The sequence below is a fragment of the Enterococcus sp. 3G6_DIV0642 genome, assembly GCF_002140635.1.
Taxonomy (GTDB): domain Bacteria; phylum Bacillota; class Bacilli; order Lactobacillales; family Enterococcaceae; genus Enterococcus_D; species Enterococcus_D casseliflavus.
In genome coordinates, this window is sequence record NZ_NGLH01000001.1 from 2,359,569 (window position 1) to 2,371,138 (window position 11,570).

An 11,570-nucleotide genomic window follows, 5' to 3' on the forward strand; every position below is an offset into this window, starting at 1 on the left:
TCATAAAGAAACCAAAAAAAACACCTAAGAACGGATCTTAGGTGCAATCATCTTAAGAAATCGTATGGGCAAAGCTGACACTTGGATCAGCATTCAATGAAAGATCTGCTAAGCGCTGCTTTTTCAACGCAACATGGGCATAAGCTCCAATCATGGCCGCATTATCTCCGCAAAGACGCAACGGTGGAATCAACAATTCCACTTCCGGCAATTCCTGCATCGCTTTTTGTAAAGCGTCACGCAAGCCTTGATTCGCCGCGACTCCCCCAGCAACGATCAGCTGGTTTACAGGATAAGCTTGGCATGCCCGCAACGTTTTGTGAACCAATACTTCGACAACGCTGGCTTGGAAACTAGCTGCTAGATTTTCTACTGACAAAGCTTCCTCTCTTTGCTGTGCATTATGCACAAAATTGATAAAGGAACTCTTTAAGCCGCTGAAACTAAAATCAAAATTATCTTCTTGTATCATTGCTCGAGGAAAGTGATACGTATCACTGCCTAGATGCGCAAGGCGATCAATTTCTTTCCCACTAGGATAAGGCAACCCCAGAACACGACCGACTTTGTCATAGGCTTCACCAGCGGCATCATCTCTCGTTTCACCGATGATCTCAAAAGAGCCATCTTCTGCCATATACACCAATTCGGTGTGGCCACCGCTGACCAATAATGCCATTAAAGGAAAAACCAATGGCTTCACTAGGCGAGCTGCATAAATATGTCCTGCCATGTGATTGACCGGAATCAGCGGTAAGCTGTGGGCCCAGGCAAAGGCTTTTGCTGCAGAAAGCCCAATCAACAGTGCCCCAACCAACCCTGGACCATAGGTAACAGCAACAGCTGACAACTCTTCAGGTTGGGTGTCGGCCTGTGTCAATGCTTCCTCGATGCATAAAGTAATCTGTTCGACATGGTGACGACTAGCGACTTCTGGTACGACACCGCCGAAGCGCTGGTGGCTCTTGATCTGCGAAGCAACAATGTTACTTAAAATGGTGTCGCCGTTTTTAATCACTGCCACACTGGTTTCATCACAACTGCTTTCAATGGCTAAAATCAATTCATTCATTTGATTTTTGTCCGCCTACTTTCTTTTCCATAATCAACGCATCCTCTTCTGGATGACTGTAATATTTTTTTCTACGACCGATGACTGTATAGCCCATACGTAAATAAAGAGCTTGTGCTTGCAAATTCGATACACGCACTTCAAGATAGATCCGCCGACCATCGGTTTGTTCCACGAGCGATTCCATTTGTTTCAACAATTCTTTCGCCAAACCACGACCTTGATACGCTGGTAAAACCGCTACATTAAACAGCTCTGCTTCATCCAGCACTTGCTGAAAACAGAGAAACCCAATCAGCTCTTGATTGGTTTTTCCATAACGGAACAAATAGCGACTGTTGCTGTTTTGCAAATCTTGTTGAAATTGCTGCACATTCCAAGGCGAGCCAAAGGGATAGCTCTGATCTGCCAATGACCAGAGCATTTGCGGTGTCGGGATCGTTTGATCTGCTTGTTCGTTAGTCATTTAAAAATTTCACCATATCCAATGCGTCTTCATTGCCTTCGGTGTAGTACGCCGTTTTGATCGCCTGTGAAACAAACCCGAGGGTCCGATACAAACGTTGCGCATCACGATTGCCCAGGCGAACTTCTAATGTCAAACGGTCGCATTTGTTTTTCCGTGCATAACGTTCGATTTCTCCTAGCAAGAAAGAACCGATCCCTTTTCCTTGATAATCAGGAATGATCGCGATATTGGTGATATGGGCATCAGCGCCTAAAATCCGCACCCCGATAAACCCGATCATCCGCTCATTATGCAAGATGCCCAAATAAAGATGTTTGACCCGTGAATAAAGCTCTGACAAAAAGGCGCTCTTGGTCCAAGGCAGTTCCCCCGCATACACGAGACGCTCCACCTGCAGCAGCTCTTTAATGTCATCACCGACTAATTCACGAACAACGTACGTTTCCCCTCGTATCTCTTTTTTACGCTCTGGGTATTGAATCTGACGGAAAAGAGCCAGCTTTCCCGTCATCGTTTTAAATTTTTTCAACATAGGCATCCACTCCCGGTTCATGCGAGGCTAACCATTTTTCTTCGGCTTCAACTAATTTTAAATAGTCTGGTACAAAATCATGGATCGAAGCGACCGGCGCTTCTTCTTTCGCAATAGCAGCTAAAACAACGCCATTGGGGTAATTCCATAACGACACTTGATTGATACGGGCTGTCGGCAGTTCCGCCTCGATCATGTCTTTAAATTTGACGGTATCGGCGCCGACAAATAGCACTTCTTGACCATCGACTGCTTTTAGCTGGGCCAATAACTCAGACAGTGAGATATGCTGATCTTTGATCCTTGTTTCTAAGGTCCCATTATGCCATTGGTAGGCACCTGCGTAGACATTTTGACGGCGAGCGTCAAACAACGGCACGACCACTTGCGATACGCCCACACAATTGGCAGCGACTGCTTTCAAACTAGAAACACCAATCAGCGGGATGTTCAATGTTTGCGCCAGCGTTTTTGCTGTTGTGACGCCGATTCGCAAACCTGTATACGAACCAGGACCTTTCGCAACAACGATTTGCTCCAGCTCTTTAGGTGCCATCCCCACCGCTTGCATCAATCCATCAATGGCAGGCATCAATGCTGTGCTGTGGTTTTTGATCGCCATCGTCTGGCTTTGTCCCAACACTTCTTGACCATCGACCACCGCAACCGCCAGTGTCTGGTTTGAGGTATCAATCGCTAATGTTTTCATCTATCTTCTCCCCATTCAAAAAACTCTCTCATATTCTACCATATTCTAATCAAATGCCCAACCAAGTCTCCAAAAAGATGCCTGCGTTTAGAAAAAAACAATAGGACAACAATACCCGAACCTTTGAAAAAAGCAAGCACGGCTGCAGCTGCAAACCGACGAGGCTGTTTAAAGGTTCGGGTAAGACGATAGTCATTTTTTTGTTATTCCATTAAAACTCAGTTGACGTGTGTAACGACATCCTTCGGTGATTCAACTGGTTGCTAAGAGGATTGGCGCGTAATCAGTTCCGTTGCGATCGTAACTTTGCGAGGAACGGGTGCTGCATTCGTAATGATATCCAGCAAGGTCGTCACTGCCAGCTCCCCCAACCATTCCGTATGAACTTTGATGGTTGACAGCGTCGGAAAGACGTACTTTGCAACACTGACATCGTTGAAGCCGATAATTGCGATCTCCTCAGGAATCTTGATGTTTTTTTCTTGCAAAGCACGCATAGCGCCAATCGCTAAGGCATCACTGGAAGCAAATAAAGCACTTGGCAACTCTTTGTTTTGCTGCAAATACTCTTTCATCGCCTCATAACCGCCCTCTACTGTAAACGGTGCGCTGAGATGATATTGTGGGTGGTGCAGCTTCAACCGACGGAGCCGTTCCTCAAAAATTCGGCGCCGAGGGTCTTCGATTTCTTGGTGATGATCCTTGGTAAACTCAACGCCTGATAACAGGCCGATCCTTTGGTGGCCTTTTGCAATAAAGTCATCGATCACTAAATCCACCGCTTGTTGAAAGTCCACCACCAGAGAATTGACGCCCTGAGCCAATGCGTCAAAATCGACCATCAACAAATTGGATTGGCTTTTTTTCAATTGTCGAATCTGGTGATCATCAAATTTCCCTAGTGCAATCGTTCCATCGACTGCGGTATCAGTCAATCCTTCGTAGGGTTCTTTCAGCAAACGAATCCCTAATTCTTCGGTTTTGTTTTCAATCCCGATACGGATCGCTAAATAGTAAAGATCCGCTAATTCTTCCTCGGTATCAAACCATTGGATCAAGCGCATACTACTGGTTTCTGGCTGACTCTTTTTTTTATGTTTTGTGTAATTGAGTGCTTCTGCGGCTTTAAAAATTTTCTCTTTGGTTTCAGAACTGACCGATAATTCTGAATCGTAATTCAGCACCCGTGATACAGTGGCTGGCGAGACGCCAGCCTGTTGTGCAATATCTTTAATCGTTGCCATCTTCCAGCCTCCTTTTTTTGCGGGGAACTTTTTTATAAAGTAGCTATAAAGCGAGCAAAGGCCGCTTGCCCTGTCTGGTCTCGCTTGAAGACGCCTGCATGCGTCAATACTTGTGTAAAGACTTCCCCTAATGCATTACGTAAAATCTGCGACACGTTTTCGGCATTGCATTCTGGGTGCTGGGCTTTGATCGCATCTGCCCAAGGAATATGGTATGCCGCGATCTGATTGGGCTGATTCAATAGATAAGCAGTCACTTCTTCTAGTTCCGGAGCTAAACGCGGCGGGAGAACTGCCAAGCCCATGACTTCAATCAATCCGATATTTTCTTTTTTGATATGCTGCACTTCTTGATGCGGATGAAAAATGCCGTCAGGATGTTCTTTGGAAACATTATTATCCCGCAAGACTAAGTCCATTTCAAACAGCTCTCCTTGCTTGCGTGCGATCGGTGTCACCGTATGATGAGGCGTTCCATCTTCTGAAAAGGCATTGATCGAAACACTTGGATCTGAGTACTGTTGCCATTGGGCGAACACATATTGGCAAGCGGCGGCTAATTTTTGTTTGTTTTTCGCTTGTAGTCGTATCACCGACATTGGCCACTTCACGATCCCCGCAGCGACATCAGGAAAACCAGTTAAAGAAAAGCGTTGCTCGATCGGCGCTTTTGCCATGGCAAACGTGTGCCGTCCCCCTTGATAATGGTCATGAGACAAGATCGAACCCCCAACGATCGGCAGATCGGCATTGGACCCGACAAAATAATGCGGCATCACTTCAATGATCTGCAACAAGCGAGCGAAGGTTTGCAAATTGATTTTCATAGGACGATGGTCTAAAGAGAGAAAAATCGAATGCTCATTGTAGTAGGCATAGGGCGAATATTGAAAGCCCCATGCTTCATTATCCAAATTCATACGGATGATCCGATGGTTGGTCCGCGCTGGATAATTGACTCGTCCTTGGTAGCCTTCATTTTCCAAACACAACAGACATTTCGGATAATCTACAGAAGCAGCAGCTCCTTCTTTCGCTATTTGCTTGGGATCTTTTTCAGGTTTTGATAAATTGATCGTGATCTCGATCTCCCCATATTCGGTATCAACTGGGAACACGATATTCTTTGCGATGGCCCGAGTCTTGATGTAATCATTTTGACGGCACAGCTCAAAGAAATAATCCGTCGCTTCTTTAGGATCATTGGCATAATGCTGCGCAAAAAAAGCATTGACTACTGAAGGCGGTGGCGTCAAAAAGTCCATCATCTGTGCTTCAAAGATTTCTCTTTCTGCGTGAGAATCGCCAATTTGCTGATTGCTTAAAGCGCATGCCACCAGCTCGTCCATCAAATCAATGGAGGACCGATCGACAGAACGAATTTCGCTGGGCTCAAAAACAGCTTCCCCGATCATGGCTAGTACTCGGTTTTGCAAATAAATACGATCCATTTCCATCCAGCCGCCAGCCTTGATTGCTAAAGTGACGAAATCGCTGATTGTTTGGCTGATCGTCATTGGTTATTCCTCCTGCCCTTGATACCCATTTGGATGGCTGACATGCCAATTCCAAGCAGTCTCGATGATTGCTTCGACGTCGGTATAGACTGGTTTCCAGCCTAAAACCTTTCGTGCTTTTTCACTCGATGCCACTAAGGTACTTGGATCACCGGCACGGCGAGGCGCCACTCTGGCTGGGATCTCTTTTTTCGTTACATTGCGAGCAGCTTCCACCATTTCTTTCACAGAGTACCCATGATTGCTGCCTAGATTGAAGACATTGCTCTCATTGCCTTTTTGTAAATATTCTAATGCCAACAGGTGAGCAGCGATCAGATCTTCGACATGGACATAATCGCGAACACAAGTACCATCTGGAGTATCGTAATCCTCCCCAAAAATCGCTACCTCTTTACGTTGTCCTAAAGCAGCTTGCAAGATGATCGGTACTAAGTGTGTTTCTGGATCATGGTCTTCACCGATCGAAGCATCCGACTTCGCGCCAGCCACATTGAAATAACGCAATGCGACATACTTCATTCCATAAGCTTCATCGCACCAACGCATCATTTTTTCCATGATCAACTTGCTTTCGCCATATGGATTTTTAGGATTTGTTGGGGTTTCTTCTGTGATTGGACTATGGTCAGGTTCCCCATAAGTTGCTGCTGTAGAGGAAAAGACGATATGTTTCACTTGATGTTCCTTCATCACTTCTAAGAGGACCTGCATCCCATACACATTATTGTTGAAATACTTCAATGGTTTTTCCACAGATTCTCCCACCAAAGAGCTGGCAGCAAAGTGAATCACGCCATCGATCGTTTCTTTTTCAAATACCGATTGTAAAAATGCTTTGTCGCGAATATCTCCTTCATAAAAGGTTGCTGCTGGATGGATCGCTTGGCGATGTCCTGTCAGCAAATTGTCAACGACAACGACTTGTTTTCCTTGTTCGATCAATTGATCGACTGCATGAGAACCGATATAGCCGGCTCCTCCTAATACTAAAATCGCCATATTTTCAGCCTTCTTTCTTCATTCCTTCATCGTTTCTTATTCTACAGTTTTCGTGCACCATCATCAATACTTGCTTGATAAATGTCGGTTGCGTAGCCGATTTCTGCTAAATAGGCTGCTTTGACTGACGCTTCGAAATCAGCCCATTCACTTGCTTTGACCAATGCGATCCCGCAACCGCCAAAGCCCGCACCAGTCATCCGCGCACCTAGAACAGCAGGGTGCGCTTGAGCGGCTGCGACTAGTGTATCTAGTTCATGCCCTGTCACTTCATAATCATCTCGCAATGAAGCATGGGAGGCATTTAATAACTGGCCGAATTCTTCAAGATCACCAGCAGTCAAAGCAGCTTTTGCTTTCAATGTCCGTTGGTTTTCCGTCACCGCATGTTTCGCCCGTTTGATCAAGCGTGGATCATCGATCAATGCTGTATTTGCAAAAAAGGTTGCTTCGTCTAATGCGCCCAATGAATCAATGGCTAATGATTTTTGCAAACGAGCCAATGCTTCTTCACATTCTGCACGTCGTTCATTGTACTTAGAATCAGCCAATTCGCGGCGCTTATTGGTATTCATGATCGCTACGACATAATCGCCAAATGCCGCTGGTACGACTTCATAATTTAACGTGTTCGTATCTAAAAGCAATGCATGGTCTTTTTGACCCATTCCGATCGCAAATTGATCCATGATCCCTGAGTTAACGCCAATAAACTCATTTTCGACTTTCTTGCCGATTTTAACTAAGTCCAAGGTCGTCAGGGTTAAATCAAAGAGATCTTTTAGACAAACCCCCGTCAGCAATTCAATCGATGCCGAAGAAGAAAGACCTGCGCCATTCGGAATGTTGCCATAAAAAGCGATGTCAAAGCCTCGATCGATCACTTGCCCCGCTTCTTTTAGGAAACGAACGACTCCTTTCGGATAGTTTGTCCAATCATCTTCTTTTCGGTAATCCAGCTCATCTAACGAAAAGGAGATCACGCCTTTTTCTGGAAAGTTCTCTGAATAGAGTTGGATCAACTGGTCTTCACGTTTTCGTGCTACTGCATACGTCCCTAATGTGATCGCCGCCGGGAAAACATAACCGCCATTGTAATCCGTGTGTTCACCGATCAAGTTGATTCTCCCTGGTGCAAAATACATGCCTGTGCCTTCTGTTCCAAATTTATCAATAAATATCTGTTGCAATTGCTCCATTTCTCTCACTCCCACTTTCTTTTTAGTAAACTTATTGTAAAATATTTACTAAATAATTTCAAGCGTTTTCAATCCCAAAAGTGATTTTTTTTGATATTTTTTCCGTTTTCATTCATAATGAACCTATAACTAAAGGCGAGGTGTTTAATGATGAAACGATTTCTTTCAGGATTTTTAGTAGGAACAGTCGCAACGGTTGCTGCAGCTGCAAGTGTTGTTATGACGGTCAAGAAACAAGTGATTGATCCAATTGATGAACAACAAGCGGATCATGATGAAAAACGGAAACGTGCGATGCGTAAAAGCGTTGCCCGTTAATCATTTGCTACAAAAGAGCCGTCAGCCTTCAATAGGCTGGCGGCTCTTTTAGGTATCATTCTTCCTTCTCCAGTAAGTCCTGCAAAATCACGGCTTGATTTTGTTCTTCATTTTTCGCTCCGTATAGTAAGGTCACGGTCTCTTGTTCAGCAACCAACGCGTTTAACTGTGCCAAGGCAACTTTTGCGGGCGCTTTCTCTAATTCTTGTAGATAGCGGTCTTTAAACGCATCAAAACGTTCAGGATCATGCCCAAACCATTTGCGCAATTCAGTACTTGGTGCGACTGCTTTGAGCCATAGATCGATCTGAGCTGTTTCCTTTTTCATCCCTCTAGGCCAGATGCGATCCACCAATACCCGATAGCCATCTGTCGTTTCCGCCGCTTCATAAATTCTTTTTCGCTTGATCAACGCACACTCTCCTTATTGATAGACCTAAGTTCAAATAAAGGCAAAAGCCCACAATGTAAATTGAACAATGACTTACTTGAAACACTCCGTTTGGTGTTTCGTCACTCATTCAAATTTGCTTGTGTTCTTTTGCCTTGAGTTCTCTGTTTTATAAACTATTTTTCTTTTTCGTCTTGCCGCTCCAGCCTTCATATCCTTCTTTTAGGATATAGACATTGGTAAAGCCTTCTTTACGTAATTTATTCGCTGCGCGAATACTCAACGATTTACGCGTGTCATATAAGTAGATCGGTTGATCTTTACGAAATGCGCTGAAGGAATTGGTTAAAACAGTAAAAGGAATATTACGCGCCCCTAAAATATGTCCACTGTCAAACTCATTTTTTTCCCGAACATCGATCACTTGGGCTTTCTTCATTCCTGCTTTGAATTCATCTTCTGAGATGATCGTTGCTGAACGGCGTCCCATGATTTGAAAATACGCCCAGTTCAAAGCGATTGCTAAGATGATTAATCCCAAAACCAAGTTTAGCCACATAATTGGTGTCATTTCTTCTATTCCTCTCTATTGTAACAATCATTCTTTTTTTGATTTATGCTGCTTGAATGTATCATTGCCTAGCAGCTTGGCATCTAAGCTTTTGCTGCAAATTGCAAAGCTAATGATGCTGCCCCGATCACACCGGCATCATTCCCAAGTTCTGCCAATTTGATTTCGGTACTTTCCGTTACCTGTGGGAAGGTAAACTGAGCAAAGTAGGCAGCAACCCGTTCACGTAAAAATTCACCGGCTGCTGATACGCCTCCACCTAAAACGATACTTGATGGATTTAATGTGTTTCCTAAATTTCCGCATGCCAACCCAAGGTAGAAGCACACTTTATCAACGACCATCAAGCCAAATGGATCGTTTGCTTGAGCCGCTTCAAAAATATCTTTACTTGAAACATCTTCCCCATTGTCCAGCTGCTGTTTCAATGCCGAATCGCCAGCATATTCTTCTGCCAACTGTCGAGCAACTCGCACAACACCCGTCGCACTAGAAACCGTTTCTAAACAACCACGTTTGCCGCAAGTACATTCAAACCCTTCAGGATCAACAGTGATATGACCGATTTCTCCAGCACAACCAGCAACCCCATGAAGCAATTGCCCTTCCATGATGATACCGCCGCCAACACCTGTACCTAGTGTGATAAAGATGACATCAGGATTGTTATCCCCTGCCCCTTTCCAGCGCTCACCTAAAGCTGCTACATTGGCATCGTTATCGATGGCAAAGGGGATTTTTGTGCCTTTTTCAATCAGTTCTTTGACTGGCTGAAGTGTTTTCCAGTTCAGATTGTAGGCACCGATGACGGTTCCTTTGTCACGATCGACACTTCCTGGTGTCCCCATACCAATACCGATAAATGCTTCTGGCTGTAAGCCATATAATTCTAGGCGATGATTGATCGATGCCACGATTTCTGGCACAATATGTGAGCCTTCATCAAGAATATTGGTGTCAATACTCCATTTTTGCTGAATCTCGCCTTCGCTCGTTAAAATAGCGAATTTCACCGTTGTTCCGCCTAAATCAATTCCGATGATTTTTTTGTCCATCACTTGTTTTCCTCCCGGCTTTCTTCAATTCGATGCTCCCGCGTAAGAATTCGCCGGGCAGTCAGATATACATCCCGATCTATCAAGCGACTGTCATAAAAGTTTTTCAGCTCGATTTGCATCAGTTCTATATCGTAGATCCGCTTGCCGACATATACGTAAACACCAAATTGTTTCAGTAATTGTTGTACGTCATATAACGTTTCCATTTAACCACTTCCTGCTTATTATACAAGTAATTAATATTTTTTAAAACCATATATCACAAAAATAGCCAATAAGAAAACAAAGAGTACGCCAGAGAGGATTCTGGTGTGGATCGAATATTTTCCATAGTTCTTTGGCAATGCCAAAAGATTCCCTAGCAATAAACCACCGAGGATCCCGCCAATGTGTCCCCACATATCGATCGTTTGATCAAACACCCCAAAAACCAGGTTCAATCCAACGAATAGGGAAAATTGCCGTACCATTGCTTGGATGCGGTAATCATTTCTAAAATGCCAACCTAAAATCAAAAATGCCCCGAAAAGTCCGAATAAAGAAGTACTAGCGCCTGCTGATTGAACCCCTATTTGGTTGAAGGCAAAACTCATGGTATTGCCCATGATGCCGCTTAGCAAATACAAGGCAAAAAAACGGCTATGACCATAGATGGCTTCTACTTGCTGCCCCATATAATACAGAATCACAGAATTGATCGCAAAATGAGCCAAACCGAAATGTAGAAAGATCGGGGTAACGAAACGCCAATATTCATTTAAATAAACGACAAACGGACCAAACATCACCCCGCCTGATTGAATAGAGGGACTAAAATAACCTAAGATAAACACAATTGTTTGGATAGCTAAAAACAGATACGTGAAGACCGGCTGATTCAGCCATCTTTTCATTTGAGAATTCATTGACGTGCTCCTTTACGTGCGAATAAGCGAATCCGTATAGATTTTATCGATTGGAATGTCGAATACATCTGGTGTCCATTGATCGTTGAATTGCTCTCCGAAGACCAAAGAAACGGTCTTGCCATCGAAAGCTGACAAGAAACGATCATAATAGCCACCGCCAAAGCCGATGCGATAGCCGTTTTTAGAAAACGCCAAACCGGGAACAATCAGCAAATCCAAGTGATGGGCTTCTTGCTCACTGATCGGCTCTTCAACTCCAAATGCCGACGCTTCATAACGCGTTGTCGGCTCCACATGATAAAACTGCAATTTTTTCTGTTGTGCTTTCGGCACTGCGATTCGTTTGTTTTGTTCAAATCCTTTAGCAAAAATAGCCGCTGTATCAAATTCAAATGGCAACGAACGGATCACACCTACTGACTCAGCTGTTTGCCAAATCTGAGAAGAAAACAGCAACTGCAAAATCAGCGTTTCTTTCTGCTGCTTTTGTTTGATTGGCATTTGTTTTAATGTTTGGATCATGTGCTCTCTAATGACTGGTTTTTCCATTGGATCACTCCTCTCAGAAATAGTACCAAAA

At 44.1% G+C, this 11,570-nt stretch carries 15 protein-coding genes; 1 reads left to right on the forward strand and 14 read right to left on the reverse strand.

Going from position 1 to position 11,570, the window contains the following annotated elements:
* Window positions 1-52 precede the first annotated feature (52 nt).
* From tsaD to A5878_RS11245, 8 genes are all read right to left on the reverse strand, one after another.
* Complete coding sequence (gene tsaD, locus A5878_RS11210; protein ID WP_015510054.1) at window positions 53-1,072, reverse strand: tRNA (adenosine(37)-N6)-threonylcarbamoyltransferase complex transferase subunit TsaD; 1,020 nt, start codon at window positions 1,070-1,072, stop codon at window positions 53-55.
* Complete coding sequence (gene rimI / locus A5878_RS11215) at window positions 1,065-1,538, reverse strand: ribosomal protein S18-alanine N-acetyltransferase (RefSeq protein ID WP_005229417.1); 474 nt, start codon at window positions 1,536-1,538, stop codon at window positions 1,065-1,067. The genes tsaD and rimI (A5878_RS11215) overlap by 8 nt, the downstream gene beginning before the upstream one ends.
* Window positions 1,531-2,073: a ribosomal protein S18-alanine N-acetyltransferase gene (gene rimI, locus A5878_RS11220; RefSeq protein ID WP_005237007.1), complete on the reverse strand. Its 543-nt coding sequence runs from the start codon at window positions 2,071-2,073 to the stop codon at window positions 1,531-1,533. Before rimI (A5878_RS11220) ends, rimI (A5878_RS11215) begins: the two co-directional genes overlap by 8 nt.
* Entirely contained in the window at window positions 2,057-2,782 is a 726-nt protein-coding gene (gene tsaB / locus A5878_RS11225) for a tRNA (adenosine(37)-N6)-threonylcarbamoyltransferase complex dimerization subunit type 1 TsaB (RefSeq protein ID WP_060792272.1), read from the reverse strand. The genes rimI (A5878_RS11220) and tsaB overlap by 17 nt, the downstream gene beginning before the upstream one ends.
* Before the next feature lie 263 nt (window positions 2,783-3,045).
* Window positions 3,046-4,026, reverse strand: a complete 981-nt coding sequence (locus A5878_RS11230; protein WP_060792273.1) for a LacI family DNA-binding transcriptional regulator — start codon at window positions 4,024-4,026, stop codon at window positions 3,046-3,048.
* 32 nt (window positions 4,027-4,058) lie between these two features.
* Window positions 4,059-5,543, reverse strand: coding sequence for a UDP-glucose--hexose-1-phosphate uridylyltransferase (galT, locus tag A5878_RS11235; RefSeq protein ID WP_086295596.1), 1,485 nt, complete (start codon window positions 5,541-5,543; stop codon window positions 4,059-4,061).
* Between the two features lie 3 nt (window positions 5,544-5,546).
* Window positions 5,547-6,545, reverse strand: a complete 999-nt coding sequence (gene galE / locus A5878_RS11240) for a UDP-glucose 4-epimerase GalE (RefSeq protein WP_005229400.1) — start codon at window positions 6,543-6,545, stop codon at window positions 5,547-5,549.
* Between the two features lie 41 nt (window positions 6,546-6,586).
* A complete protein-coding gene (locus tag A5878_RS11245) occupies window positions 6,587-7,744 on the reverse strand; it encodes a galactokinase (protein WP_010749309.1) in 1,158 nt (385 codons plus the stop codon).
* A 150-nt stretch (window positions 7,745-7,894) separates the two neighbouring features.
* On the opposite strand from A5878_RS11245, the gene A5878_RS11250 reads away from it, so the two are divergent.
* Window positions 7,895-8,062, forward strand: coding sequence for a DUF3042 family protein (locus A5878_RS11250; RefSeq protein ID WP_017144401.1), 168 nt, complete (start codon window positions 7,895-7,897; stop codon window positions 8,060-8,062).
* 55 nt (window positions 8,063-8,117) lie between these two features.
* On the opposite strand, the gene A5878_RS11255 is transcribed toward A5878_RS11250, so the two are convergent.
* From A5878_RS11255 to A5878_RS11280, 6 genes are all read right to left on the reverse strand, one after another.
* The gene (locus tag A5878_RS11255) at window positions 8,118-8,474 is read right to left on the reverse strand and encodes a DUF488 domain-containing protein (RefSeq protein WP_016610725.1); all 357 of its coding nucleotides are present in this window, start codon (window positions 8,472-8,474) and stop codon (window positions 8,118-8,120) included.
* A 148-nt stretch (window positions 8,475-8,622) separates the two neighbouring features.
* Window positions 8,623-9,024: a rhodanese-like domain-containing protein gene (locus A5878_RS11260; protein ID WP_005229396.1), complete on the reverse strand. Its 402-nt coding sequence runs from the start codon at window positions 9,022-9,024 to the stop codon at window positions 8,623-8,625.
* Between the two features lie 83 nt (window positions 9,025-9,107).
* Window positions 9,108-10,079 (reverse strand): ROK family glucokinase, encoded by a 972-nt coding sequence (locus tag A5878_RS11265; protein ID WP_005229395.1) that lies wholly within the window; start codon window positions 10,077-10,079, stop codon window positions 9,108-9,110.
* Window positions 10,079-10,288, reverse strand: a complete 210-nt coding sequence (locus A5878_RS11270; protein ID WP_005229394.1) for a YqgQ family protein — start codon at window positions 10,286-10,288, stop codon at window positions 10,079-10,081. Before A5878_RS11270 ends, A5878_RS11265 begins: the two co-directional genes overlap by 1 nt.
* Window positions 10,289-10,318: 30 nt before the next feature.
* A complete protein-coding gene (locus A5878_RS11275; protein WP_060792276.1) occupies window positions 10,319-10,987 on the reverse strand; it encodes a rhomboid family intramembrane serine protease in 669 nt (222 codons plus the stop codon).
* Window positions 10,988-10,999: 12 nt separating this feature from the next.
* Window positions 11,000-11,539, reverse strand: a complete 540-nt coding sequence (locus tag A5878_RS11280) for a 5-formyltetrahydrofolate cyclo-ligase (protein WP_010749307.1) — start codon at window positions 11,537-11,539, stop codon at window positions 11,000-11,002.
* Window positions 11,540-11,570 lie beyond the last annotated feature (31 nt).

What these genes read in the sequence shown, in the direction of transcription:
- rimI (WP_005229417.1), bottom strand. Translation starts at nt 1,538, where the DNA reads ATGACTAACGAACAAGCAGATCAAACGATCCCGACACCGCAAATGCTC.
- galE (WP_005229400.1), bottom strand. Translation starts at nt 6,545, where the DNA reads ATGGCGATTTTAGTATTAGGAGGAGCCGGCTATATCGGTTCTCATGCA.
- rimI (WP_005237007.1), bottom strand. Translation starts at nt 2,073, where the DNA reads ATGTTGAAAAAATTTAAAACGATGACGGGAAAGCTGGCTCTTTTCCGT.
- galT (WP_086295596.1), bottom strand. Translation starts at nt 5,543, where the DNA reads ATGACGATCAGCCAAACAATCAGCGATTTCGTCACTTTAGCAATCAAG.
- A5878_RS11280 (WP_010749307.1), bottom strand. Translation starts at nt 11,539, where the DNA reads ATGGAAAAACCAGTCATTAGAGAGCACATGATCCAAACATTAAAACAA.
- tsaD (WP_015510054.1), bottom strand. Translation starts at nt 1,072, where the DNA reads ATGAATGAATTGATTTTAGCCATTGAAAGCAGTTGTGATGAAACCAGT.
- A5878_RS11270 (WP_005229394.1), bottom strand. Translation starts at nt 10,288, where the DNA reads ATGGAAACGTTATATGACGTACAACAATTACTGAAACAATTTGGTGTT.
- A5878_RS11230 (WP_060792273.1), bottom strand. Translation starts at nt 4,026, where the DNA reads ATGGCAACGATTAAAGATATTGCACAACAGGCTGGCGTCTCGCCAGCC.
- A5878_RS11245 (WP_010749309.1), bottom strand. Translation starts at nt 7,744, where the DNA reads ATGGAGCAATTGCAACAGATATTTATTGATAAATTTGGAACAGAAGGC.
- A5878_RS11265 (WP_005229395.1), bottom strand. Translation starts at nt 10,079, where the DNA reads ATGGACAAAAAAATCATCGGAATTGATTTAGGCGGAACAACGGTGAAA.
- A5878_RS11275 (WP_060792276.1), bottom strand. Translation starts at nt 10,987, where the DNA reads ATGAATTCTCAAATGAAAAGATGGCTGAATCAGCCGGTCTTCACGTAT.
- A5878_RS11260 (WP_005229396.1), bottom strand. Translation starts at nt 9,024, where the DNA reads ATGACACCAATTATGTGGCTAAACTTGGTTTTGGGATTAATCATCTTA.
- tsaB (WP_060792272.1), bottom strand. Translation starts at nt 2,782, where the DNA reads ATGAAAACATTAGCGATTGATACCTCAAACCAGACACTGGCGGTTGCG.
- A5878_RS11250 (WP_017144401.1), top strand. Translation starts at nt 7,895, where the DNA reads ATGAAACGATTTCTTTCAGGATTTTTAGTAGGAACAGTCGCAACGGTT.